21 protein-coding genes and 2 pseudogenes are annotated in these 25,385 nt (G+C 61.3%); 19 read left to right on the top strand and 4 right to left on the bottom strand.

Going from position 1 to position 25,385, the window contains the following annotated elements:
• Positions 1-17 precede the first annotated feature (17 nt).
• The 11 genes and pseudogenes from JQ600_RS21720 (at position 18) to JQ600_RS21675 (ending at position 12,526) form a co-directional block, all read left to right on the top strand.
• Entirely contained in the window at positions 18-1,004 is a 987-nt protein-coding gene (locus JQ600_RS21720; RefSeq protein ID WP_212385919.1) for a branched-chain amino acid ABC transporter permease, read from the top strand.
• A complete protein-coding gene (locus JQ600_RS21715; protein ID WP_212268200.1) occupies positions 1,001-1,771 on the top strand; it encodes an ABC transporter ATP-binding protein in 771 nt (256 codons plus the stop codon). Before JQ600_RS21720 ends, JQ600_RS21715 begins: the two co-directional genes overlap by 4 nt.
• Positions 1,764-2,504: an ABC transporter ATP-binding protein gene (locus tag JQ600_RS21710; RefSeq protein ID WP_212385920.1), complete on the top strand. Its 741-nt coding sequence runs from the start codon at positions 1,764-1,766 to the stop codon at positions 2,502-2,504. Before JQ600_RS21715 ends, JQ600_RS21710 begins: the two co-directional genes overlap by 8 nt.
• A gap of 22 nt (positions 2,505-2,526) precedes the next feature.
• Positions 2,527-3,735: an aspartate transaminase gene (locus JQ600_RS21705; protein ID WP_212268196.1), complete on the top strand. Its 1,209-nt coding sequence runs from the start codon at positions 2,527-2,529 to the stop codon at positions 3,733-3,735.
• Positions 3,736-3,838: 103 nt separating this feature from the next.
• Positions 3,839-4,780 carry a nitrogen assimilation transcriptional regulator NAC gene (gene nac / locus JQ600_RS21700; RefSeq protein WP_212385921.1) on the top strand — a complete coding sequence of 314 codons (942 nt, stop codon included), beginning with the start codon at positions 3,839-3,841 and terminating at the stop codon, positions 4,778-4,780.
• Positions 4,781-4,939: 159 nt separating this feature from the next.
• Positions 4,940-7,003 (top strand): hydantoinase/oxoprolinase family protein, encoded by a 2,064-nt coding sequence (locus tag JQ600_RS21695; RefSeq protein ID WP_212385922.1) that lies wholly within the window; start codon positions 4,940-4,942, stop codon positions 7,001-7,003.
• 12 nt (positions 7,004-7,015) lie between these two features.
• Positions 7,016-8,692 (top strand): hydantoinase B/oxoprolinase family protein, encoded by a 1,677-nt coding sequence (locus tag JQ600_RS21690; protein ID WP_212268190.1) that lies wholly within the window; start codon positions 7,016-7,018, stop codon positions 8,690-8,692.
• Positions 8,693-8,700: 8 nt separating this feature from the next.
• Positions 8,701-9,498: pseudogene (locus tag JQ600_RS21685) on the top strand (SDR family oxidoreductase); the annotation flags it as partial.
• 21 nt (positions 9,499-9,519) lie between these two features.
• Entirely contained in the window at positions 9,520-10,221 is a 702-nt protein-coding gene (locus tag JQ600_RS21680) for an HpcH/HpaI aldolase/citrate lyase family protein (RefSeq protein ID WP_212385924.1), read from the top strand.
• Positions 10,222-10,305: 84 nt separating this feature from the next.
• Positions 10,306-10,470: pseudogene (locus tag JQ600_RS36940) on the top strand (aldo/keto reductase); the annotation flags it as partial.
• Between the two features lie 1,183 nt (positions 10,471-11,653).
• Positions 11,654-12,526: a DUF2066 domain-containing protein gene (locus tag JQ600_RS21675; RefSeq protein WP_212385925.1), complete on the top strand. Its 873-nt coding sequence runs from the start codon at positions 11,654-11,656 to the stop codon at positions 12,524-12,526.
• Between the two features lie 143 nt (positions 12,527-12,669).
• Here the strand turns inward: JQ600_RS21675 and JQ600_RS21670 are convergent, their stop codons facing one another.
• The gene (locus tag JQ600_RS21670; RefSeq protein ID WP_212268182.1) at positions 12,670-12,942 is read right to left on the bottom strand and encodes a hypothetical protein; all 273 of its coding nucleotides are present in this window, start codon (positions 12,940-12,942) and stop codon (positions 12,670-12,672) included.
• A gap of 711 nt (positions 12,943-13,653) precedes the next feature.
• Between JQ600_RS21670 and JQ600_RS21665 the strand changes: the two genes are divergently transcribed.
• Positions 13,654-14,145, top strand: a complete 492-nt coding sequence (locus JQ600_RS21665; protein WP_212268180.1) for a septal ring lytic transglycosylase RlpA family protein — start codon at positions 13,654-13,656, stop codon at positions 14,143-14,145.
• Positions 14,146-14,201: 56 nt separating this feature from the next.
• Here JQ600_RS21665 and JQ600_RS21660 read toward each other — a convergent pair whose 3' ends face one another.
• Entirely contained in the window at positions 14,202-16,925 is a 2,724-nt protein-coding gene (locus JQ600_RS21660; RefSeq protein ID WP_312010855.1) for an AMP-binding protein, read from the bottom strand.
• 330 nt (positions 16,926-17,255) lie between these two features.
• On the opposite strand from JQ600_RS21660, the gene JQ600_RS21655 reads away from it, so the two are divergent.
• From JQ600_RS21655 to JQ600_RS21625, 7 genes are all read left to right on the top strand, one after another.
• Positions 17,256-18,644 carry a hypothetical protein gene (locus JQ600_RS21655; protein ID WP_212385926.1) on the top strand — a complete coding sequence of 463 codons (1,389 nt, stop codon included), beginning with the start codon at positions 17,256-17,258 and terminating at the stop codon, positions 18,642-18,644.
• Between the two features lie 234 nt (positions 18,645-18,878).
• Positions 18,879-19,547: a glutathione S-transferase family protein gene (locus tag JQ600_RS21650; RefSeq protein ID WP_212385927.1), complete on the top strand. Its 669-nt coding sequence runs from the start codon at positions 18,879-18,881 to the stop codon at positions 19,545-19,547.
• A 205-nt stretch (positions 19,548-19,752) separates the two neighbouring features.
• Positions 19,753-20,520, top strand: coding sequence for an SDR family oxidoreductase (locus JQ600_RS21645; protein ID WP_212385928.1), 768 nt, complete (start codon positions 19,753-19,755; stop codon positions 20,518-20,520).
• A 24-nt stretch (positions 20,521-20,544) separates the two neighbouring features.
• Positions 20,545-21,576, top strand: coding sequence for an L-idonate 5-dehydrogenase (locus tag JQ600_RS21640; protein WP_212385929.1), 1,032 nt, complete (start codon positions 20,545-20,547; stop codon positions 21,574-21,576).
• 61 nt (positions 21,577-21,637) lie between these two features.
• Entirely contained in the window at positions 21,638-22,576 is a 939-nt protein-coding gene (gene dctP / locus JQ600_RS21635) for a TRAP transporter substrate-binding protein DctP (protein ID WP_312010859.1), read from the top strand.
• Between the two features lie 36 nt (positions 22,577-22,612).
• Positions 22,613-23,140, top strand: coding sequence for a TRAP transporter small permease (locus tag JQ600_RS21630; RefSeq protein ID WP_212385931.1), 528 nt, complete (start codon positions 22,613-22,615; stop codon positions 23,138-23,140).
• Positions 23,141-23,190: 50 nt separating this feature from the next.
• Complete coding sequence (locus tag JQ600_RS21625) at positions 23,191-24,450, top strand: TRAP transporter large permease (protein WP_249136011.1); 1,260 nt, start codon at positions 23,191-23,193, stop codon at positions 24,448-24,450.
• A 166-nt stretch (positions 24,451-24,616) separates the two neighbouring features.
• Here JQ600_RS21625 and JQ600_RS21620 read toward each other — a convergent pair whose 3' ends face one another.
• Together JQ600_RS21620 and JQ600_RS21615 are read right to left on the bottom strand one after the other, a co-directional pair.
• Positions 24,617-24,928 carry a hypothetical protein gene (locus JQ600_RS21620; protein WP_212385932.1) on the bottom strand — a complete coding sequence of 104 codons (312 nt, stop codon included), beginning with the start codon at positions 24,926-24,928 and terminating at the stop codon, positions 24,617-24,619.
• A 202-nt stretch (positions 24,929-25,130) separates the two neighbouring features.
• Entirely contained in the window at positions 25,131-25,385 is a 255-nt protein-coding gene (locus JQ600_RS21615; RefSeq protein WP_212385933.1) for a hypothetical protein, read from the bottom strand.

The following is a 25,385-nucleotide window of genomic DNA, read 5'->3' as shown; positions in this document are numbered from 1 at the left end:
TTGTTCGAGGACAGACGATGTCGCCCAACGATCTCTCACTCCCGGCGCCCCGACGCGATCTGCGGTTGCCGTTCGGCGCGGCGCTGGCGGTAGCCGCCTGTTTGGCCCCATTGTTTCTCGGCAACTATGCCCTGCACGCGATCATCATCGCGCTGATCTTCCTGTTGCCGGCCCACGGCCTCAATTTGCTGGTCGGCTATACCGGCCTGCTATCGCTGGCGCAGGCCGCGTTCTTCGGCATCGGCGCCTATACGTCCGGCCTGATGGCGGTCCGTTTCGGCACGCCGTTCTATCTGAACTTCCTAGCGGCGGGGTTGCTTGCCGCGGCCATCGCCCTGCCTCTTGGCATTCCGGCGCTAAGGCTGCGCGCCACGTCCTTTGTGATGTGTACGCTTGGCTTCGTCATCATCGGGCAGGCGATCGCCAAGAACTGGATCAGCCTCACCCGCGGTGACATGGGGCTGTCGGGCATTCCGAAACCCTATTTCGCGCTTGGGCCGGCATCATTCACGATCTCGGGAACCACGAGCTTCTACTATCTGGTGCTGGTCATCGCAGTGATGGCCACGCTCGCGGCGTATCTGATCGTGCGGTCGGCGGCCGGGCGCAACATGGTCGCCATTCGCGAGAACGAGACGCTGGCCGAATCCGTCGGCATTCCGACCTGGCGCTACAAGCTGGTGGTGTTCATGATCAGCGCGGCTTTCGCAGGTCTCGGCGGGAGCGTCTATGCGCATTACCTGACGGTGGTCAGTCCGCTCACGTTTCAGATGTACTATTCGACGACGATGCTCATCATCGTCCTGGGCGGCGGTGCGGGAACGATCTCGGGTGTCGTGTTCGGCAGCCTGTTGTTCGTCGGCCTCTCCGAAGCCCTTCGCGTCGCGCCTGAAGTCAGGATGATCGCCTACGGGTTCTGCCTGCTGGCGCTGGTGTTCTGGTTCCCGAAGGGCTTTGCGCCGCTGATTGATCGCTTCTGGTCCTTTCTCAGGGAGCGCAAATGACCGGTCTGCCCATCCTTGAAATCTCCGGACTGCACAAGTCCTACGGCGCGGTGCGCGCGGTCGATGACGTCAGTCTGCATGTCAATCGCGGCGAGATCTGCGGGCTTATCGGCCCGAACGGCTCGGGCAAGTCGACCTTTTTCGACTGTGCGACCGGTCTCTCCAAGCCGAACGCCGGTGCGGTGAAACTCGACGGTCAGGACATCACGGGATGGTCGCTCAACCGCATCGCCCGCGAGGGCCGCATGCTGCGCTCGTTCCAAAAGACCGTGGTGTTCAGCGCCCTCGACGTTGAGGAAAACCTCGTCATTGCGGGCCAGATGTTCACCTTTCCGGACCTCTGGTCCACTTTCGGAATCGGTGCCATGGCGCGCGCCCGTGTCGAGGCGTTGCGGGAACGCGCGCGCGAATTTATCAAGATCGCCGGGCTCTGGGATGTCCGTCATCAGCCCGCCGGAAAACTGTCGGGAGGCCAGCAGAAGCTGATCCAGTTCGCGTCGATGCTGATGCCGGAGCCCAAACTGATCCTGCTCGACGAGCCGATGGCCGGCATCAATCCCAAGCTGATCGAGCGCGTCGTCGAGAGCATCCGCTTCGCCAACGAGAAATTTGGCGTCAGCTTCCTGGTGATCGAGCACAACATCGATGTCGTCACCGACATCTGCGAACGAATCGTCGTGCTCGATCAGGGGCGCAAGCTGGCCGAAGGGACACCCGACGAAATCGTTCGCAACCCGGCGGTGCGGGAGGCCTATCTCGGTGGTTGATCCCAGTCTCTCGATCAAGGGTCTGCGCGCCGGCTACGGTTCGCTCGATATCCTCAACGGCGTCGACCTCGACGTGCCGCAGGGGCAATTTGTCGCGCTGATGGGGCCGAACGGCGCGGGCAAGTCGACGCTCCTGAAGTCGCTCTATGGCATGACGACGATCAAGGACGGCAGCATCGAATGGCAGGGCAAGAATATCGCCGGCTACAAGTCGCGGGCGATCCTCGCCGAAGGCATCGCCTTCGTGCCGCAGGGCCGCTGCAATTTTCCGGTCATGACGATCGACGAGAATCTCCAAATGGCCGCCTATACGCTTCGCGACGCCAGGGTCAGGGCCGACCGCGACTATGTCTATGACCTGTTTCCGATCCTGAAAGCGCGACGCAACACACTGGCCGGCAACATGTCGGGCGGCGAGCAGCAATTGCTTGAGGTGGCGATGGCCGTCCTGCAACGGCCGAAGATACTGCTCGTCGACGAACCGTCGGTCGGTCTTTCCCCGGCGGCCATTGCCATCGTCTTCAACGAATTGCTGCGCATCAACGCCGGCGGGCAAACCATCCTGCTCGTCGAGCAGAATACCAAGAAGGCAATGGAAGTCGCGCACCGCGCGGTCATCCTGCGTCTCGGCAAGGTAATCTGGGACGGCAGGCCTGCGGACATCACCCACGATGAGCTCGGCGAGCTCTTCCTGACGGGCCGGATGCGGGGCGAGGCCAAAGCCGAACACTGATCATCGTTCAGAGGAAGCTACCGTGACCATCTTCGTACCTGCCGCGCGTGTGTCGCGCATCAAGATTTCCCCGACCACGGCCGCCGCGGCTCGCGTGCGCGAGTTGAAGGCCGCCGGGCACGACATCGTCGATATGACGATCGGCGAGCCGGATTTCGACACCCCGAACCACGTCAAGGCCGCTGCGCACGCGGCGATCGACGCCGGCGAGACCAAATATACCGCCGTCAATGGGACACCGGGGCTGCGCGCTGCGATCATGTCCGACTACAAGCGCCGCCTTGGACTTGACTATGTGGAAAGCGAAATCTGTGTCGGCGGCGGCGCCAAGCAGATCCTTTTCCTGGCATTGATGGCAAGCGTGGAGGAGGGCGCGGAAGTCATCATCCCCGCACCGTACTGGGTGTCATATCCGGACATGGTGATTGCCAACGACGGCAAGCCTGTTATCGTTGCGTGCTCCGAGAACGTCGGCTTCAAATTGACCCCGGCCGCGCTGGAGGCGGCGATCACGCCGCGAACGCGATGGTTGATCCTCAATACGCCCTCGAACCCGACGGGCGCCGCCTATGATCAGGCCGAACTCCAGGCACTGGGCGAGGTGCTGCTCCGCCATCCACATGTCATGGTGCTGTCCGACGACATCTACGATCAGATCTGGTTCCGCGACGAGCCGATGACGACGATCGCGGCAGTGGTGCCGGCGCTCAGGGATCGCATCCTTCTTACCAACGGTGTTTCGAAATCATACGCGATGACCGGCTGGCGCATCGGCTACGCCGCAGGTCCCGCCGGCCTGATCGCGGCGATCAACAAGCTGCAGTCGCAGATGTCGTCCTGTCCGTCCTCGATCAGCCAGGCCGCCGCGGCACACGCGCTTGTCGCCGAGCAGAGCTTCGTCGGCGAAAGCGTCAAGCTCTACCGGGAGCGCCGCGATTATGCCTGCGCCCGCCTGAATGCTGTGCCTCATCTGCGCTGCCTCGTGCCGGACGGCGCGTTCTATCTCTATCCGAGCTGTGCCGGTGCCATCGGCAAGGTCACGCCGGAGGGCAAGGCGATCGGCAGCGACCTCGACTTCGTCCTCTACCTCCTCGACAAGGGCGGGGTCGCGTCGGTCCACGGCGCGGCCTATGGGCTTTCGCCGTATTTCCGGCTTTCGACCGCGACATCGATGGAGATGATCAAGGAGGCGTGCGACCGCATCGAGAAGGCGTGCGCCGACCTGCGCTGAGGCGGCGGGAGTACCCGGGCCGACAGTGCCCGGGCCGGCAGCGCCTTGTTCTCCTGTCGTCATCGACCTATCCTGCATCTTGCAGGATCGAAGCGGCGGGGCCATGAGCGTTGATTTCACCAAACTGAAGAGCTTCGTGAAGATCGTCGACGCCGGCAGCGTATCCCGCGCCGCCAGCATCCTGCGTACCGCTCAGCCCGCGCTGTCCCAGCAGGTCGCAGCCCTTGAGAGCCATTTCAAACACAAGCTGCTGACACGCAGCAACACTGGCATCACGCCGACCGAGGCCGGCCTCGTATTGTATCGGCATGCACAATTGCTACTCAAGCAGATCGAGCAGGCGAAGATCGACATCGATAACTCCTCGAAATCCTTGGCCGGGCGGGTCTCGATCGGCCTTGCGACCTATTCGACGTCGAGTGCGCTGTCCTTGCCGATCCTGAAGGAGATGAGGGTGCTTCATCCCCAGATCATCGTCCATATCAATGACAGCTTCGGTCATGTGCTGAGCGAGTTGATCATGACCGGCAAGATGGACATGGCGATCATCTATGGTTCGGAGCCGATCAAGGGGGTCGTGTTGCGGCCCTTGTTTCGGGAGGAACTGTTTTTGGTATCGCCCCCGGGAACTGCATTCGACAAGCCGGCGACCGAGGCGCTGCCGCTTTCGTCCCTCACCGATGTTGCGCTGCTGTTGCCGAGCAGGGGCCACTTTCTGCGCCGCCTGATCGACGAATCCCTTGCCCGGGCGCGGGTCGTCCCTAACGTGGCCTCCGAAATCGAGTCGGTCTCGTCGCTGGGGGCGGCGGTCATGGACGGTCTCGGTTCGACGATATTGCCTGCCTCTGTCGCCGCCGGCGCCTCGAGCTTTGCCGGCGCTGATATAAGGCGCCTGGTGCGTCCGGTGATCGAGGCCACGGTCTCGCTTTGCACCTCCGATCATCTACCGCTGTCGGAACCCGCAGTGGCGGTCCGATCGGTGCTCCTCGATGTGGTGGAGAAACTGATGCGCAAGCACCCGCAGGGGATCCGGGCGGCGCCATAACCAAAGTCTATGGCGGCAGACCGCACTTGTGTTGGCTGGCGCCAGTTGCATCCCGTAGCCTCAACCATAACGGGATTCCAGTGATCCGGGCTCGATGATTCATCGGGTCGTTCGGGACCGTTCCCGCGCTGCCTGCAGAACCGTCGCGCCGAGGAAACAATGGCCAAGCTCGCATTTGATACCGGGGGCACCTTCACCGATTTCGCCCTGCTCGACGACGACGGCGAATTGCATCTGCACAAGGTTTTGAGCACGCCGAAAAATCCGGCGGAGGCCGTGGTGCAGGGTGCGACGGAATTGCTCGACCGCTTTGCCAGCGTGATCGATCTGGCCAAACTCCAGGTGCTCGGCGCCACCACCGTCGTCACCAACGCCGTTCTCGAACGCAAGGGTGTGGAAACCGGTTTCATCTCGACCGCCGGCTTCCAGGACATGCTGCGCATCCGCAACGAGGGCCGCTACGATCTCTATGACCTGAACCTCCGATATCCCGATCCGCTGGTCACGCGCGCCAACAGTTTCGGTGCCGAGGAGCGCATGACTGCCGATGGCGCCGTGGTCACCGAATTGAAGGAAGACGCCATCCGGGAGATCGCCGGGCGGCTGCGTAGCAAGGGCATCAAATCCGTCGCGGTCTGCCTGCTGCACGCCTACAAATACCCGAAGCACGAACAGCGCATTGCCGCGCTGCTGCGGGAAGAGAGCCCCGACATCTTCGTATCACTTTCCTCGGAAGTTTGTCCGGAAGTGCGCGAGTTCGATCGCGCCTCGACGACGGTCGTCAATGCCTATACCCGGCCGCAGATGGCCGGCCACGTCGCCCATTTGCAGCGCGAATTCGCCAACAAGGGTATCGACCGGCAGGTGTTGTGGATGACGTCGTCCGGCGGCCTGGTTCCCAGCCTGCGCGCCGCCGAATTGCCGGTGCGTCTGATTGAGTCGGGGCCCGCCGCCGGTGCGGTCGCTGCCGCCGAATTCGGCAGAACAGCGGGCGAGGCGAGCGTGCTTTCGTTCGACATGGGCGGCACCACGGCCAAGCTCTGTCTGATCCCGAATGGCGAGCCCACCGTCGGCGCCGACCTCGAAGTGGCGCATTATCAGCGCTTCCGCAAAGGGTCCGGTTTTCCGCTCAAGATCCAGTCGATCCAGATGATCGAGATCGGCGCGGGCGGCGGATCCATCGCTGCAAAGAATCCGCTTGGTCTTCTCGATGTCGGTCCGCGCTCGGCCGGCGCGCTTCCGGGTCCGGCGGCCTACCAGCGCGGCGGCACCGAGCCGACCGTCACCGACGCCGACATCCTGCTCGGTTATATGGGCGTCGAATCCTTCGTCGGCGGCTCGTTCAAGGTCTCGAAAGATGCAGCCCAGGAGGCGATGAAAAAGCTTGCAACCGCGCTCGACGTCAGCGTCGACCGCTGCGCCTGGGGTATCCACGACCTCGTCAATGAATCCATGAGCAAGGCGGCGGCCATGCATGCGACCGACCTTGGCGTCGATCCACGCTCGCTGCCGATGGTGGCTTTCGGCGGCGCCGGTCCGGTGCATGCCTACGGGATCGCGCGCAAGCTCGGCATCAAGCGCATCATCTGCCCGACGGGTGCCGGGGTCACATCAGCAATCGGGCTCCTCATCGCGCCTGTTGCCGTGGATCTGTCCGCCAGTTTCCCGATGGGCGTAGACAATTGGGATTTTGACGGAATGCGGCTGCTGCTTGACGATCTGGCCGCACAAGGAGCCGAAGTCGTGAGCGCTGCCGGCGTCGCGAAAGCGGCGATCACCAACCGTTACACCGTCGACATGCGCTATGTCGGGCAGGGCCACGAGATTACGGTTGCGTTGCCTGACCGTAATTTGCCGAAGGACGAATTTCTCCGGCAGTTGATGGACAACTTCACCAAGCTCTATCGCGAGCTGTTTGGCCGAACCGTAGCGGCGTCGCTCGAGGTCATCACCTGGCGGCTTCGTTCCAGCGGCGGCAAGGATCAGGTCACCCGTCCACATCAAGCGGAGGTCGCAGACGCCCTCAAGGGCAAGCGATCGGTGTACTTCAACGAGCTGGGCGCCTACGTCGAGACGCCCGTCTACGATCATTACAAGCTCCCGCTCGATCAGCCGGTGAAGGGCCCGGCCATCATCGAGCAGCGCGAGTCCACGGCTGTCGTTGGTCCAAGCGGCATCGCTCATGTCGACGGGCACGGCAATCTCGTGATCAACATTCTCTGAGGACGGCGCGCGATGTCGAAAAATACCCCCGATTTCAACGATCCGATCAATCTCCAGGTGATGTGGAATCGCCTGATCTTCATCGCCGATCAGGCCGACAATGTTTTGGGACGTACCGCCTTCTCACCGATCGTACGCGAGAACCACGATTATGTGACCGTGTTGCTGGACAGCCGCGGCCGGGCGCTTGCCCAATGCACGTGGTCGATCCCGGTGTTCATCACGTCACTGCCGGTCGCCGCACAAAAGTATTTTCTGCCGAAGTTTCCAGCCGAGACGCTCAGCGAAGGCGACGTGCTCGCCACCAACGACCCCGAGATCGGCACCGGCCATCTGCCCGACGTCACCATGATTACGCCGATCTTCAAGAACGGCAAGGTCGTCGCCTATGCCGGCTCGATCGCGCATTTGCCTGATGTCGGCGGAAGGCCGCTGCATTCGGAGGCCAGCGACATCTTTGAGGAAGGCATTCGCTTCCCGATCGTCAAGCTGCACAAGGCCGGCGTTCCGAACCAAGACGTGCTCGACATCATCGCCGCGTCCGTGCGCCTGCCGACGGAAGTGCTGGGCGATCTCGAGTCGATGGTGGCGGCGAATAATGTCATGGGACGCGAGCTGCTGAAATTCCTGGATGAATACGAGCTCGACGAGATCGACGATCTCGCCGACGCCATCCATTCGCGTTCGGAAGCGCAGACCCGCAAGGCGATCCGCCAATGGCCCAACGGCACGTACACGGCAGAAGTGCTGCTCGACGGCTACGATGTCGACGTCAAGCTGAAGGCGGCCGTGATCGTGCGGGACGATTCCATTCACGTCGACTATGCCGGCTCGTCGGACCAGGTGTTGCACTCGATCAATTGCCGGACCAACTACCGTTACGCCCATTCGGTCTATGCCCTGAAATGCCTGCTGGACCCCGACACGCCTAACAATGAAGGCTGTATCACCCCGATCACCGACGAAGCGCCGGAAGGCTCCATCCTCAATCCGAACGCATGGACGGCGGGCAATTCGCGCAATCTGATCGGGCACGTCATCCCCTCGCTGATTTTCAAGGCGCTGGAGAACGTGGTTCCGGACAAGGTGATGGGCGACAGCGGCGGTGCGCCGATATGGGCCGCCAATTGCGTCGGCCAGCGCGACGATGGCACGCAGTACGGCTCGGTCCAGAACTTCCATGGCGGGCAGGGCGCGCGATCGGAGATTGACGGTCTCGACACCCTGAGTTTTCCGTCGAACTGCAAGGTAACGGCGATCGAGATGTTTGAGATCGCCGTGCCCGTTCTGACCGAGTGCAAGGAACTGATTGCGGACTCGGGTGGCGCCGGCAAATATCGCGGAGGGCTCGGCCAGCGCGTGATCCTGCGCAATCTCGGCAAGGGCCCCATGAGCATCTATTTGGCCTCTGAGCGCGTGCGGCATCCCTGCTTCGGTGTGGTGGATGGCCAGTCCGGGAGCGCCGGGAAGGTGCAAAAAAATGGCCAGCCGCAATTTCCGAAAGGTAAGGTCGTGCTGAAGACCGGCGATCGGCTCGAGGTCGAAACGCCCGGCGGCGGCGGATGGGGCCGGACGTCCGAGCGCGTCGGCGAACTGATCGAACTTGATCTCGCGGAGGGACTGATTACCCCTGAGGCGGCCCGGGAAATCTACCGCCACACGCGCGCGACGCCTGCGGCCGCCGAATAGGAGACATCATGGGTCTGATCGATGGGAAGATAGCCCTCGTCACCGGCGCCGGCACCGGCATCGGTCGGGAGGCTTCTATCCTGCTGGCGCGGGAAGGCGCGACCGTCGTGCTCACCGGCCGCCGGATCGAACCGCTTGAGGAAGTCGCAGCGGAGATCAAGAAGCAGGGCGGCCGAGCGATCAGCCGGTCCCTCGATATCGAGTCTCGCGCGGCGATCCTTGAAGCGGTTGCGTGGGTCGGCGCCATTGTCGGCGCTGTCGACATTCTCGTGAACAATGCCGGCAGTGCCAGCAAAGTGTTGAACGCCCGCTTCATCGGCGAGGAGGAATGGAATTCCACGGTCAACGTCAACCTCACCGCGGTATTCAACCTCACCCAGGCGGTGCTGCCGGGCATGATCGCAAAAGGCGAGGGTACGATCATCACCGTGTCGTCGCTCGCGGCGCTCAATCCGAACCTGCTGGGCGGTGCTGCGTATGGCGCGGCGAAGGCGGGCGTGAAGAACTTCATGACCTTCCTGCACAACACCTACCGCAACCAGGGGATCCGCGCGACCACGATCCTGCCCGGCGAGACCAACACGCCGATCATGGACAATCGCGCGCGACCGCCGCTGGAGAGCGAACGTGCCGTGATGCTCGATCCGTATGACGTGGCCCGGGCGGTGCTGCTCTGCGCCAGCCTGCAGAAGGGCGCGATGATTCCCGAATTGCAGATCTGCCCGACCTTCATGCGCGATACGTCAGCCGATATCGAGACCGCGCGCTGGGTCGGCGCGCCGGACGACACCCCCGACAAGCCAAGAGATAGACCGGAAGGAACGGCCATGAATGGAGCCAAGCTGCGCGAACGCCTGTCGAAGGGTGAGGCGATCACCATGTTCAATCCCCATCATGTATCGGCCAGCCTCTCGGCGCGGCTGGTGGAGCTTGGCGCGGACTCGATCTTCGTCGACTGCGAGCATGGTGCGTGGGGTTTCGAGGATGTGCGGAATGCCGCGCAGGTCATACGTGGTGCCGGCGGGGCCGCGATCGTACGGCCGGATTCCCACCAGCGCTCGCTGCTAATCCGCTATCTGAATGCCGGGGCTGATGGCCTGATGGTGCCTATGGTCGATACCGCGGATCAGGCCCGCGCTATCGTCGATGCGGTTCGCTACGCCTGTCCGGCCGATCACGAAAAGCGGCTAGTCGTCTCGATGGTCGAGACGCTGGAGGCGATCGGCAATATCGACGAACTCCTCGCGGTGGAAGGGATCGACGTGTTCTTCATCGGCCCCGGCGACCTGTCGCAAAACATGGGATACCCGCCGGCGCCAGCCTTCGGTCAACCCCGCCCACAGGCCGTTATCGACAAGGTCGGTTTCACCGTCGACAAGATACGCGCCGCCGGCAAGATTGCTGGTACGCTGGTGACGGCCGACGAATTGCCGCATTGGCGCGAAAAAGGCGTCCAATTCTATTATATTCATTCCGACCCCTTCCTGCGCCTTGGACTGAACGGTATCAAGAAATCGCTCGGGCGATGAGATTTTTACGCTCGTAGTCGGTATGGGACGACCGTCATATGACCCTCAAAGTGCAAGAGGGGGCTCATTACCGGTTCTTCGTCGATCCCCGACACCACCAAGCTACATCGTCTGGAGGAGAAGCGCGGCACGGTCGACGTGACGCTCACGGCAACAGATCTGGAGGAGATCGCAAGAGCGCTTTCGAAGATCGCAGTCCAGGGTGAACGGCCCGAGGCTGTGCTCAAGATGACGGGCCTCTCATTGTAGGGCTCCCGCGGCAGCGCACCGCTCATCGCCGATGCTCTGCACTCCGGAGGTTTCAGAATGCGGGCAGTCCCGCGACTTGAACGGGGTTGGGCGCCGCTGCCGGCTTCATTGCTCCGCCTATAATGGGGTACCCTATCGAGGCCTCGAAAGCTGTTCCACAAGAAGGACGTCGTAGGAACAGCGTAGGCGGATTTCTGTCGGACGCCCCCCGTTACTACCCCAGAATCGCACCAATTTTTGTAGCGTTTTCAATTGGTTGATGGTGGAGCCCATCGGGCTGAGTACCCTCCCGCCCCAGCCAGCGATTCCGGCGTTCGGCGAGGCTTCCCAAGAAACGCGAGATAGGGCCGGGCATCCCGGCTTTTCGCGCATTCGATTTCGTCTCCAGACTCCCTGTTCGCCGCTCCTGGGGTGGAAGTCGCCGATGTCGGATGTTCCCGTTTTGCGGAGACTATCGGTGGAGACTGGTTTGATCACGACTGCCGCCCGGCCGTACCGGGAGTTCGAATCCCACTCGCTGCGCCAGTAATTCTACGGGAATGATGTGGCCCGCAAACCACAATTGCCATGCGAGCGCTCAACACAGTCGCCCGCGCGATTGCGGCGGACCGAACGAATCAACTAGACCGCAAACGGGGCTGGGAAGCGGAGTAGTAGTATGAGAGTCGCTTCCTTAGAAAGTATCTTGACGGCGGCCACGCTGGTGTCGGCCGTCGTCGTCGTGGTGTGGGGGATGAAGATTTTCTACGGCACGTAGGCGTGAACTTCCGTCCAACAAGCGACCTCCGGCCAAGAAGAGGTTCGCGGCAATGACATTACTTCCGCGGCGGCGGAAGCCTCCTTCTCGAACTGCCAAACGTTTGTAGGGCAGCATGACGTACTGATCAGTTCGAAGTCTTCTTGCGAGAACAATCAGTTCAAGAGGGCATATTGGTTTCAACCCTCATGCATTTCAGCTCCTTTTTGATGATCGTAGCCTTGGCCGTGTTGGGCGTGCAACTGGCCTATGCGCTGTATCAACTGGTCACGTTCGTGCTCTAATCGGAAACTGCAAGGCAGCGCTCGCTGGCCCCCAATATCGTCAGTTTCCCTGTAGAATACCCAGTCAGGAGAGGATTTGCCTGGAGACGGGTGCGATCAGCATTGCGTCGCCAACATCAAGTGAGGGCTTTCGGCCTTGAGGATGCATCCAGCGACGACACGCTCCATTCCCTGCTTTCTGGCGGCAATCGCGGCGGTAGTGCTGCTCGCGCTCCCCGCCGTCGCCGCCGACACGCCACAGCAACCGGGGCTCGCCAACGCGACGAACGCTATTCCGCCGGCAGAACTCTATCGCGCGCAGACCATCGTGACGGGGCAGGGCGAGGTAAACCGTATCCTCGGCTTCGCATCGTGCCTGGAAGACGTTCTCATCAAAGTAAGCGGCACGCTGCGGCTCGCGGGCGACCCGCGTCTCGACCCATACAAGGCCGATGCTGCGAAACTGGTTCGGGACTTTTCCTACCGCGATGAAAAGGGCGGCAAGCCGAAGAACGACGAGCAGGGCACCCGCGACCGCTCCTTCATTCTGACGGCCGAGTTCGACGAGGCCGCCATCAACGGCATGCTTGCCAAGCTGGGCGTCAAGCCATGGCTTACCCGCCGCCCGGTGCTTGGCGTCTTCGTGGAGATGCAGCCGGGCGCGCGACGATACGTGGTTGCAGGCGACTCGAAAGAGACGGATCTGCAGCGGGCTGCCCTCCTGGCGGCCGCGGCCAAGCGGGGAATGCCCATCGTGCTGCCCGATGCCGCAGCGCTCGCCGGCGTCGGCGCCAATGAGCTTGCGCTTGCGGGCATCGCGCCCGCGAAGATCGCTGAAGCCGTGGCCGGGCGGGGCGGAGAGGTCGTGCTGATCGTGCGCCTCGTCTGGGACGATCAGGAGCTGCGGTGGAACTCGGACTGGCAGCTCGATTGGCAGGGCAGGTCGCAGCAATGGCAGCTTGCGGCTGTCACGTTCGACGAGGCCTTCCGGCAAGGCATCGGCGCTGCCGCGCAAATCCTTGCCGGGCACCAATAGCGAGCCGCAATTCGGGAAGGCAGCGGTGACCCGGATCGATGCGCGATAACGGATGTTGTCGACCGAGACGATTACACCACCCTCGCCGACGACGTCGTGAGCCAAGGTGCTGTCAGCCGATGCACCCCACGGAACGAAGCCAGTCAGCGCGACGAGAACACATTCTTCAACTGCACCAGGAATGTCACCAGCCATGCGCACGCAAACATGCCCGCGAGACCGAGCGCCGTTCTGCGATCAATCAAAGACAGGTTTGCCCACCACCATATCCGGTAAAGCCATAACCCTGTCGTGGCGATGCCAAGCAAGCAGACCAGCATCTTGAGAAAGGACGAGTTCGCGACACCTAAAGCGCCAAACAAGAGCGTCGCTGGAATGAGAAACATCGTGCAGGCGGATATCAAGGTCTCGTTCATGGGTCCTCAAGACATCTACGAATCGCGAGATTACATATGCAGTTTGCAGCAACCTGTACGCTTCTGGAAGTGAGACCAATGCGACTGATAATTGGCTTGCCTGCCCACGATGCAGGGCAGACGTTGGCACCCGAGGGCAGCCAGGGACCACAGGAGTGCTCCACTCAGCTAACCGCTGAAACGCCCGTTGTGAGGAGATTTTCAACGGAGACAAATTTCGATCCCGCTGAGCTGTGGGCCGGCAGTGGAATCCGGCCGACGAATTCCCCGATTGTTTGACGCCTCTCAATTCGTCCTCGACCGCTTCTCGACGGACCGAGGCAGACTTCTCTTGCTCACATCCGGATGAGACGCTTACCTGATCACGTGTCGCCGTCGCCTCTCATGTCCGCTGGTGAGGCCGAAGCAGACTTGCTCATGGATCAGCTGGAACGTCTGCTTGTGACCCGAGCCGACATCGGCCAGACGCGTGCTCCTGCTCACGCCCTCACCAAGCGCCTCTATTCAGTCATGCTGCTGACGCAATTTCTTTCTTAGTCGGTGGGAAAGACACCTGTGGGAGGACCATCCTGGTTCCCACAACGGTTCCGTCGCCAGTGTCGGCACGAATCCGCAAAATCGGTGCAAGCTCGTTAACGCATCCGCGTTCGCTTGACCATTTTTTGCGGGATCGGGAACCGAACGATCCAGAAAATCAATCGAGGAGTTACGATGTTGTTTCGCTCGAGCGCCGCAATTTGCGGCGTCGTAGTGCTGCTTGCCATTTCTGTTACCGTTGCTCGAAGTGAAATGGCTGCAGTTCATTCAAGCGCCGTCGTCATTGCCGCTTCTGGGGATGCGATCGTTGGCGCAGCATCCACGTACAATCCGTTCCGGCCCGGATGGCGGGAGGGCGGCCCGAACACAGCCTCCGGCGAGCGCTATGAGCCCACTGTCTGGGCGGCTGCCATCAAGACGAGTCTGCGCCAGAAATTTGGTGGGGTCCGATATGGCGCGAGGCCGAAATATGCCCTGGTTGAGGCTGTAGGCAAGAAGGTCATCGTCAAGATAAATGACGTGGGGCCGCTGACGCCTGGCCGCATCATTGACCTCAATGAGCGGACGATGCGCCATTTCGATCCAAGCCTGCAGCTCGGGGTAATTTACGGCGTAAGCGTCAGGCCGCTTTCCGGCGACTATTGGATCCCCGGACCGGTTGGCTGAACATCGCAAGGCACTGGCACGGCGCAATTTGCGTTGCTGCCGCCCTGGTCCGATCCTCAAGTTTCGATGACCAGTGCGGGGCCACCGATTTGCGCGCCGTGACAGCCGATCGGCGAAAAGTGCGGTTCAACGGCAGAGGGCGCGCCGTCAACCAGAACGTCAATTCTTTGCCGCAGATGATCAACCAGATATTCAGCGCCGATCGTCAGGCAACCACTGTGTCCCCCAGGCACCTCGATCACTTCGAGTTGAGAACTGAGATGCCGCCACGCCCGGCCGTCGTGGTCGGCCGCGTAAAAGGTCACAGGGACCTGGAGCGGTGCCGGAAGATACTGCGCCATCGCGATCGAATAAGCGTCCCATAACGCCGGCGGAATCTCATTATTGTAAAAAGTGCCATAGAGCCTGGCGATCGTCATTGGCTTGCTCGTCGGCGCCTTGAAGAACCGCTCCAGCCGCCCCATTTGTTCATAGGTCCAGCGCAGACAGTAAGGCGAGACTATCGGCCTCAGCAGCCCAAGGATCGCCCGCGGTGCCGGACGGGCACTGACGGTCGGCGGATCGACCATCACAACCCTATCAACCTTGTGGCCGGCCGCCATCAGCAGGCGGGCTGTTTCAAACGCCACCATGGCGCCGTTGCATTTGCCGCCCAGGAGGAAAGGACCGCTGTTCTGCTTCTCCAAAATAAGCGGCAGGCGGTCGGCGGCCATCTCCTCGATCGACGGCGGAATCGACTCCCCGCGTAGACCATGGGGATCGATAGAAATGAGCGGGTAATCGGCCCCGAAGAGTTCCACCACCCGCCGCACGCACGAGTGGCCGCTGACGAAGTCCCCATTGAAGAAGTACAGGGGAGGCCGATTGCCGCCGGCACCGAACTGGAAGAACGGCGTCGCCGGCGTGCCTGCCTGCATGGCCATTTTCGGGGCAAGTTGCCGGATCGTTTCTGCCCCGTACAAAATCGTTTCCGGTACGGGGTGCCCGATGAGCCGCTCGACTTCGAGGAGCATTTCCATCGCCAGGAGCGAGTCACCACCGCTGGCGAAAAAATCATCGTCGACCGTCACAGCCTCGGACTTGAGCAGCCTCCGCCACAGGGTCAGCAATTCAGCTTCCAGATCCAACGGCTCTTTGTTCACAGCAGGCGCGGGCATCGCCTCCTGATCGCCCGACAGCCCGTCGAGCGACGCGCGCAGCCGTCGCCGCTGAACCTTTCCCGTCGCCCCCTTTGGCAGTTGGTCGAGGATCAGAATGCGCCGCGGAATCTTGAAAGAGGCCAAGGCGTGTTGCAGGAACTGGCGAAGCTCCGCAGGTGTCGCCTGCGCGCCAGGATGGCGAACGATGGCGGCTGCGACGTCCTCGCCGAGGCGTGGATGGGGGATTGCGAAAGCAGCGGCCTCGGCTACGGCGGGATGGCGCAGCAGCGCGGAGTCGACCTCAGCGGGGGAGATCTTCTCACCGCCGCGGTTGATCAGTTCGCTCAGGCGCCCGTGCAGGGACAGGAAGCCGTCTTTGTCGAGGCTGCCGATGTCGCCGGTGCGAAGCCACCCCTCTTTGAAAGCAGCTTGATTGAGTTCCGGCGCATCGAGATAGCCAGAGATCACGGTGGGGCCACGAACCCAGACCTCGCCCCGCTCGCCAGCCCGTAAGGGATGTCCATCCTCACCGACAATGGCCACCGTATCAGGCCAAGGTTGCCCGCAAGTCCCTGGCCGGTTTGGACCGGGCGGCGGCAGATTGGCGGCGATTTGCGCAGCTTCACTGGAGCCGTAATGTTCCAGCACCGGCACGCCCAAAACGCGCTGCAAGTCGTTCTGCACCTCCTTCGCGAGTGGCGCGCCGCCCGAAACAACGAGCCGCAGAGTGTGCGCCGCCGGCGCATCCTCGAGGCTCTTTGCCTTGTCCAGCACGGCAGTGTGGAGCGTGGGGCCCGCCGAGTACCAGGTCGGCCGCAGGATATCGAGCCATTCATCGAGCGCCAGGATGGCGCTGTTTGCCGGCACAGCAATGCTGCCGCCCGTCAGCAATGGTGTGAAGACCGTTACTTTGAGCCCATGGGAATAGTAAGGGGACGACACGCTCAGGCAGCGGTCCCAAGGCGTGAGGCCGAACCAGGCCTGAAGCCGTGCGGCCGCCGCCAGCATATTGCTATGACTGAACGGAATGAGCTTTGGCTGCGCGGTCGTGCCCGACGTCTGCAGGATGAAGGCAGGCGAGCCCGGATCAGGCTCGGCGTCGATCGCAGGGGAGCTGGAGACCTGCACGGCGATATTTAGTCCAAGTGCACCGCGTCCGATCGGAGCGGCTTCGATCACGGCAATCCTTCTCCGCTCGGCCGCCTGACGCGCTTCAAAGGCTCTGCCTTGCGGCGCGAGAAGCGCGTCCAGGCGCAGCATGTCGAGACGTTGATCGAATTCCGCCTCGGACAGTCGCGGGTCAAGAGGAACCGCGATGCTGCAGCAGGCCACCGCCACAATGGCGAGAACCGCCTCCGCGCCGTTCGGCATGAGTACCCCGATCCGGGCCTTGCAATCGAATCCAGCCAAACGCAGCTGCCGGCGGATGCCGTCCAACTGGTCCTGAAGATCGCGGTACGTCAGCGGCGCAAACCTGGTGGAGACGATCGCAGGCTGGTCCGGGAACCGGCTGGCAGTCCGACCGATGACTTGGCCCAGCGTGCATTGGACCTCGGGCTCTGCGCCGTCGCGGACGGACGAGGCTCCCTCGGACCAGATCACGCGAGCCGACTTCGCGTTCTCCAGGAGCAAATTCGTCACACAAGCCTCCGTGACCACAAGAATGTGACCGCGGTGTGCCGCCGCTACACCAAGCCACTGCAATCGCCAGTGGCAAAGATTACAGCTACTTCCCCGCTGACTGGACAATTGGCAATGGTGGGTACCTCGGGAGGGCTAGGTGAATTCTAGCCTTGGAGCGCTGTATCCGTTGGCATCGTATCGGGCAGGCGATAGAGCTCTGCAAGGCGCACGGCATCGCCTACAAAAAGGTCGCAGACGGTCGTTGCTTACATACGGGCGAAACAGGCATAGCTCGCCTGGTTCGCCCACGTGCGGCCGGCCAGGCTCCGATGGGCGCGGATGATTGCTATGTCTCTATTCTGGTTTCACCCACCACTAGCAATTCGCAAACGAGGCCTGGGAAGCGCAATACTAGCGGGCTTGGGCCGCGGCGCGCATAACTGGCCAGCTCTTCTTGTGCTGAAGGGGCTCAATACCGCACTTGCGGCGATATCGAGTTTTGTCCTGGCGTATGTGCTGATTCGAACGATAGGCCTTGAGTCGTATGCATTTATTGCGGGCTTGCTGGCGGTCGCTACTCTTGTGGTGCAATGCGATCTCGGACTTGCCGTTCTGACATTTTCTGAACTGCGGTCTCACTACCTGAGTGAGGCTCACAAACGTAAGGCGAATCAAGGCGACCACGACCTGGTGCTAGCAAGCGTGACGATCTACACCGCGATCGCTGCCATCGCCGTCGCTATTCTGGGTGTGGTGTTCATTGCCGGCATTGTTCATGTCGAACATCATGGCATCGCATACCTCCTGATTTTCGCCGGAGCCGTCTGTCCTTTGCCGCGTATGCCCCTTCGCATGGCCATCAACGCCAGGGATGGCTTTGTTTGGACTGAGGGCGTTGATCTGGTTAGACGTGTAGCGATCCTGGTGGTGACGATCGCGATGCTTTTTGGCCTTTCGTTTGTCGCATATGGCGCGCTGAGCTTATTCATATGGGTGACGTCAATAGCAGCTCTGGTCTGGCTCGCCCGACCACACGGCTTTGCATTGCAGAGCGGGGTGTTTCTCGAGGGGCTGCTTTTTCTGAGGCGCAAATTACGGGACGCGCGCGCGGCAGTCGTGTTGTTATCGGCTGAGTTTGTGATCAGCATTTTTCCGTATTATTTGCTGTCTGCCACAGGGGATGGATCGGCAATTGTCGCGTTCGATATGTTCTATAAGGTGACGCGCTTCGCGATGATGACCTACCTGATTGGCGCAGAGACGGTCCTCCCTCACCAAACGCGCGCGCTACATAACGAAAATGCGTCCGGATTAGGAAGAGCAACCGCGGCCGGATTCGTGTTGGGTTTATTGCCGATGACCGTGGGCATTGTCGCGGTCTCCATGTTCGGCGAAAGGATATTTGGTACGATTTTGAACCATAGCGGAATAGTCTCGCCTATTATGCGCATGGCAATTTGTGCAATGCTCGTGTTCATGCTGATACAAAACACGTGCGCATATGTGCTGGTCGGCGCGGGAAAATTTGAGGCGCTCGCCCGTCGCGCCAACATTACCCTTGCGGGGATGGTGCTGATCAGCGCTCTTATGTTTCTGTTTCATTGGAGCATCGACACGTTCATCGTCGCCTATGTGTTTGTCTATGGAGTAGGCGCTTTGCTTTTTGCGGAGTGTCTGTATTCGCTAAGCAGATCCTTATGGGAAAAGAGCTCTCACGCCTTCAAAATGGGAACGTAAATCGGCGATGGAAATGTGCCAATCTGCGGTGGCGCCGGCGGCTTCTCACCAAAGCAGGGGAGAGGCAATCGCCCGCAAGGATGCTCGACGGGATTGTCGCGCGGATCCGGCCAGGCTTCGGTCACTTCGCGGGTCTCCTGCGGTTTTGCGTTGACATCAAACTGTGATGCATTGGACCATGGCGCAAGCGTTCATCCCACCCGGTCGCAAACCCGGAATGACAAGAAGTTGGAAATGATGATCCTCTATTCCGCAGCGCTTAGCATGTTTGGTGCCAAGGTCCAGATTGCCCTGATCGAGAAGGCAATCGATTTCCAGCTGGTCATGGTGCCGTACGATCGCGACCGCGGCTACGAGCCGAAACATCCCGAGGTGCTGCGGGTCAATCCGAAGCGGCAGGTGCCGGTGCTGATCGACGGTGACGTGGAGATTTTCGACTCGACACAGATCTTCGAGTACCTGGAGGACGTGCAACCGGCGCCGCCGCTGTGGCCCCGCAAGCCGGCAGCGCGGGCCGCCGCACGCCTGCTCGAGATGAGGTCTGATGAAATCTACTTCCCGCACGTCGTTAGGTTGATGGGATTGCAGGACAGGCCCGACGACCCGGCCGCGATCGCAGCACGTGACAATGCGTCACGCTATTACCTGGAGATGGATGCGCTGCTGGCTGATCGCGAATGGCTCGCCGGCGACTACACCTTCGCCGATATTGCGTTCTACATGGCTGCCCTGTTCGGCGAACGCATGGGAGCGGTGCTGGGGCAGGAGACACCGAGGCTGCTTGCATGGCGCGACCGCATGACCTTGCGGCCCGCCGTGATGCCGGTTGTCACCGCGCTGGCGCGTTACCTGTCGAGTCAGGGGCGACCGGTGCCGGGGTGGCTCGATGCAGCCGTGAGATAGCCGAGCGGCGTTCACCCCAGGCGCCAACGCGCATCATGAGCCGCGATACGGTCCAGGCGCTTTTGGTCGTCGACAAAGCCGAACTCGTCGCGTTCGAGCCAGCCCGCAACACCATTCCGCCCCCTTCCTGCGGCCTGGATTGAGCGGTATCAAGGAGTCGCTCGGGCGGTAAGCTGTTGCCCCCGACGCCAGCAGGGGTCGTTACATGGCATTTGAACTTTTCCAACTGACCGGCCAAAGGGCGCTCATTACCGGCTCGTCGCAGGGCATCGGCTTTGCGCTGGCGCAGGGCCTTGCCGAACACGGCGCCGAGATCGTCCTCAACGGTCGGGACGCAGGCAAGCTGGAGGCGGCCGCGGCGAAACTCAAGTCCGCCGGACACAAGGTATCGGTCGCCGGATTCGACGTCACGAACGCGCAGGCCGCCAAGGACGGCGTCGGGGCGATCGAGCAGAATACCGGGCCGATCGATATCCTGATCAACAACGCCGGCATGCAGTTCCGCTCGCCGCTGGAAGACTTTCCCGTCGAGAGATGGGATCAATTGCTCGCCACCAACATTTCGAGCGCGTTCTATGTCGGCCAGGCCGTCGCCCGTCACATGATCCCACGCGGCCGGGGCAAGATCATCAACATCGCCTCGGTGCAGAGCGAGCTCGCGCGCCCGGGCATTGCGCCCTACACCGCAACCAAGGGGGCGATCAAGAACCTGACCCGCGGCATGTGCACCGACTGGGCCAAATACGGCCTGCAGATCAACGCGCTCGCGCCGGGTTACTTCAAGACCCCGCTCAACCAGGCGCTGGTGGACAATCCGGAATTCTCGGGCTGGCTCGAAAAGCGAACCCCCGCCGGACGCTGGGGCAATGTCGAGGAGTTGGTCGGCGCCGCCGTGTTCCTGTCCGGCAAGGCGTCGTCCTTTGTCAACGGGCACACGCTCTATGTCGATGGCGGGATCACCACCAGTCTGTAAGGTTCGTGCTGCGGGAGTTCCACCATGAAAGCCGTCGTCATCCATGCCGCCCGCGATCTGCGGGTCGAGGAACGCGAACCTGAGGCCGCCGGCGCGGGACAGGTCGAGATCGCCGTCGAGGCCGGCGGCATCTGCGGATCGGATCTGCATTATTTCAACCATGGCGGCTTCGGCACCGTGCGGGTGCGCGAGCCGATGATCCTCGGTCACGAAGTGGCCGGGACCATCAAGGCGCTGGGGGCGTCGGTATCCGGGCTTGCGATCGGCGACCGCGTCGCGGTCTCGCCGAGCCGGCCCTGCAATGCCTGCGACTATTGCCTGAAGGGCCAGCAGAACCATTGCCTCAACATGCGCTTCTACGGCAGCGCGATGCCGATGCCGCATATCCAGGGTGCGTTTCGCCAGCGCCTCGTCGCGGAAGCCTGGCAATGCCACAAGGTCGCCGACGGCATCTCGATCAACGAGGCGGCTTTTGCGGAGCCGTTTGCTGTCGTCCTGCATGCGGTCAACCGTGCCGGATCGCTGCTCGGCAAGCGGGTGCTGGTGACGGGATGCGGCCCGATCGGCGCCCTGGCGATCGTGGCGGCGCGTCTGCACGGTGCGCGGGAGATCGTTGCGACCGACGTCATGGCCGCGGTGCTCCAGAAAGCGCTGGGGCTCGGTGCGGACCGGGTGATCAATGTCGCTGACGCGCCCGATCAGCTCGGCGCCTATTCGGCCAACAAGGGCTATTTCGATGTCCAGTTCGAGGCGTCCGGCAACGAACGGGCGGTCCGCTCGGGGCTGGAGGTGCTCAAGCCGCGCGGCATCCTGGTTCAGCTCGGCCTCGGCGGCGACGTTTCGATCCCGCAAAACATGGTGGTGGCCAAGGAGATCGAGATGCGCGGCACCTTCCGCTTCCATGAAGAATTCGGTCTCGCCGTCGACCTCATCAACCAGAAACGGGTGGATCTGGCGCCGCTGCTGACCGGCGTTTTTGGACTGGAAGAGGCGATACACGCCTTCGAGGTTGCGGGAGATCGCAGCCGATCCATGAAGGTTCAGCTAAGCTTCTGAAGATACCGGACAAAGATAATAGGGGGAGTACAAAATGAAGCTCGTACGTCTGTTGGGTGCGGTGGCGTGCCTGATCCTGTTTCAGGCCTCTGCAATGGCGCAGGAAGTGTCGCTGCGTCTCGTTACGGCCTTTCCGGAAAACAGTTTTTACGTTTCTCATCTTTTGAAGTGGGTGAAATCGGTAAACGAGCGCGGCAAAGGGGTCCTGCAGATAAACTTCATTGGCGGCCCGCGCGCCATTCCCACATTTGAAGTCGGCAACGCGGTGAAGACGGGTGTCGTCGACATAGCCCTGTCGACGGGGGCTTTTTACACCAATGTCATGCCCGAAGCCGACATGTTGAAGCTCGCTGAAAGGCCGGTCGCTGAGCAACGAAAGAACGGAGCCTTCGACTACATCAACAAGGTGTGGAACGAGAAAGCCAACATGCAGTACCTGGCACGGATGGTCGAGAACCAGCCGTTCCATCTCTATCTCAACAAGAAGATCGACAAGGCGGACCTTACCGGCCTCAAGATCCGGATCACACCAGTTTATCGCGAGTTCTTTCAGGCGCTTAACGCGAATGTCGTCACGACGGCTCCAGGTGAAGTCTATACGGCGCTGGAGCGAGGGGTTGTTGATGGCTATGGCTGGCCGATCGGCGGGTTGTTCGACCTGAACTGGCAGCAGCACACCAAATTTCGCGTCGATCCGGGCTTTTACGATGCGGAGGTTTCCATCATCGTCAATCTGGACAAATGGAAGGGCCTTACCGAGAAGCAGCGTGACTTCCTGAACGGCATGGCGTTGGAGCTGGAGGCCGGCAACGGCTTCTGGAAGCAGTACGCCGTCGATGAGGAAAAGCGGCAGGCGGATGCCGGCATCCAGACGATCAAGCTGGATGGCGACAAAGCGAAGGTCTTCGTCGATACCGCCTATAGCGTCGCCTGGGCGGCTGCGAGCAAGGCGAGCCCGGTGCATGCTGAAAAGCTGAAAGCGTTGTTCGGGAATCGCTGATATTTGCGACGTCCGCCAGTGTCGAGAGTGTGGTCAATGGATGTGCTGGATCGGTCGATTGGCAAGCTTTGCCTCGCGTTGGTATCCCTGGCATGTGCGTTACTGTTCGGGATGATGTCGGTCATTTGCGTTGACGTGTTCTTGCGCAATGTGGCCGTGCCAGGGATGCCGCGCGGCTTCGCTTTGGCCAGCGACTTGTCCGAGTCTGCGATCTACCTGATGACCTTGCTGTCGGCGCCGTATCTGCTGCGAAGCGGTCGCCATATCCGGATTGATCTCCTGCTCCACATGGTGCCGGCCCGGATCGGCTGGCTGATGGAGTTGGTTGCAGCCAGCGCGATGCTGGCTTGTTGCGTGGCGATGGTCTGGTACGGCCTCGTTGTTACCGGGCGAAGTGCGGGCAGCAGCGCAATGCTCATCAAAACGGTGGTTTATCCGGAGTGGTGGAGCCTGGCGCCACTGCCGTTTGTGTTTGTGCTGTTGTCGCTCGAGGCAATCTTCCGGCTGCGAAGCCTCCTTGGCGGACCTCGGCAGCCGCGCAGCGAGCAGGTGTCGGTGTCATGATGAGTTGGGAAGCTGCCGCCTGGTTGCTGCTTGGTGGATCAACCGTCCTGATGTTCGCCGGATTGCCGGTCGGTTTTGCGTTTCTCCTCATCAATCTGATCGGAGCTTACCTTTTTATGGCCGGTGAAGCCGGCCTGTCCCAGCTCGTGCGCAGCTCGGTCTCCTCGATCACCACGTTCTCCCTGACGCCGATTCCGCTCTTTGTTCTGATGGGCGAAGTGCTTTTTCACACCGGTTTGGCGGTCAAGGTCATCGACGGCATCGAGAGGGTTATCAAGCATGTCCCGGGCAGACTTGCGGTGGTCGCGGTGGTGGCGGGAACCGTGTTCAGCGCGATTTCGGGATCGACAATCGCAACGACGGCGATGCTCGGCAGCCTGATGGTGCCGATCATGCTGTCGAGGGGCTATCATCCCACGATGGCAACGGGGCCCATCATGGCCATCGGCGCGGTTGATATGCTGATTCCGCCGAGCGCCCTTGCCGTTCTGTTGGGGAGTCTCTCCGGCATTTCGATCTCCAAACTCCTCATCGGGGGAGTTATGCCGGGCATCATTCTTTCGGTTCTCTTCGTCGGGTGGATTATCCTGCGCACATTGTCCAAGCCGGAATTGGCGCCCGATAGCGATTTCAGGGAATACAGCGGATGGGCGAGGTTCAGTCCCCTCGTACTTTACGTGGTGCCGCTGGTTTCGATCTTCGGGCTCGTCGTCGGTGCGATGGTGGCCGGCTGGGCAACGCCGACGGAGTCTGCTGCGATCGGCGCTTTCGCGACGATCGTCCTCGCAGGCGTCTACCGAGCGTTGACGCCGAAAGTTCTGTGGCAATCCCTGCATGGCACGGTGCTTATTTCCGGGATGATTCTCTTCATCATCATCGGAGCAACGACCTTTTCTCAAATATTGTCGTTTTCCGGCGCCACGAATGGAATCGTCAACATCATCACGCAAAGCGGGCTTTCGGCCAACGCCCTGGTCATCGTCATGTTGTTGATCCTGATCGCGCTCGGCGTCTTCATCGATCAGGTCAGCATGATGCTGATCACGCTTCCCATCTTCATGCCTCTGGTGAACTCACTTGCGATCGACCCGGTGTGGTTTGGGGTGCTGTTCCTGATCTGCATGCAACTGGGAATGCTGCTGCCGCCCCACGGCCTGTTGCTGATGACGATGAAGGGGGTGACGCCGCCTCAAGTATCGATGGGGCATATCTTCCAGGCGGTCGTGCCATACCTCGTCATCAGCATAGCAGTTCTCGCGCTGGTCTATCTCGTGCCTGGAGTGGCGACCTGGATGACGAAGGCGTTGTAGCGCATGAGACCTGGCACGATGCCGGCAAGGGATCGTTTTGGTCGCATAGCCAGGCTCCCGGTTTAAGCGAAACGCGACATGACCGATTGGGTACTCAGGAAGGATTACTGAGCTCCCTCGATCTCGGCGGTGTGAGTGTTGAGGACGACAATGGTCCCGCTACAGCTCAGCGTCGGACAGCGGTTTCCAGGAACTCCTGCACCGAGAGCGGCACCTCATCGAATTCAGGAAAGCGCCGACGCAACTCGTCGGCAATATCGACCGTGACGTCGCGCGACCAGCCCTCGGCAGTATTGAAGGCGACGATCCGCACCGGATGGCTAAACTGGTCTTCCAGGAGACGGCGGATCAGCGCCTCGCGGTCGGTGCCTTCCTCGTCTGCCTCGCACCAGGCGCGTCCGAGCCTGCCAAAATCGTTTAGCACCAGATAGATGTCGTGATCGCCGCGATGCGGCACGATGGACGGGGAGCGAGGCATACGGAATAACTCCCGCGTGAGAACGGCGTATGGAACCTTACTCTGTTCCAATCCTCTGTGTTTGGAAAATCCGAGGTAAATCAAACGGATGATAGATCAGGGCGCGATCGGAGCCTATGCTCACGCCGCTGGGCTTTCAGCGCATCTGGTCCAGCAAGCCTTGGCCTCAGCTCGCAAGCCTCCGAGCTGGGGCTTTTTCCTTCTACGAACAGTGGTGCCGCCCTGAGCGTTTCCAGAGCCTGAGGTGCCAAAACGATCCCGGTTGCTGAAGTCCCGGTGACGACAACCACTCATCGCGATGAGCGGTAGTGTCGACGGCCTGATCTTTTTCGATGGCCGTCTCAGCGGAGGCCGGCATCGTTGCAATCTGTGCCTCCAGCAGCGCCCGCTCGGTTTCCGCGATCATCGCCAGCGCAAGGCGCGCAGCACTCCAAACGACGCAGAGCAGTGCTTCCAT

This window comes from Bradyrhizobium sp. AUGA SZCCT0176 (assembly GCF_018130145.1).
In the GTDB taxonomy this organism is placed as follows: domain Bacteria; phylum Pseudomonadota; class Alphaproteobacteria; order Rhizobiales; family Xanthobacteraceae; genus Bradyrhizobium.
Note: the sequence above shows the minus strand (reverse complement) of the source record. Positions and strands in the feature narration are given on the sequence as shown.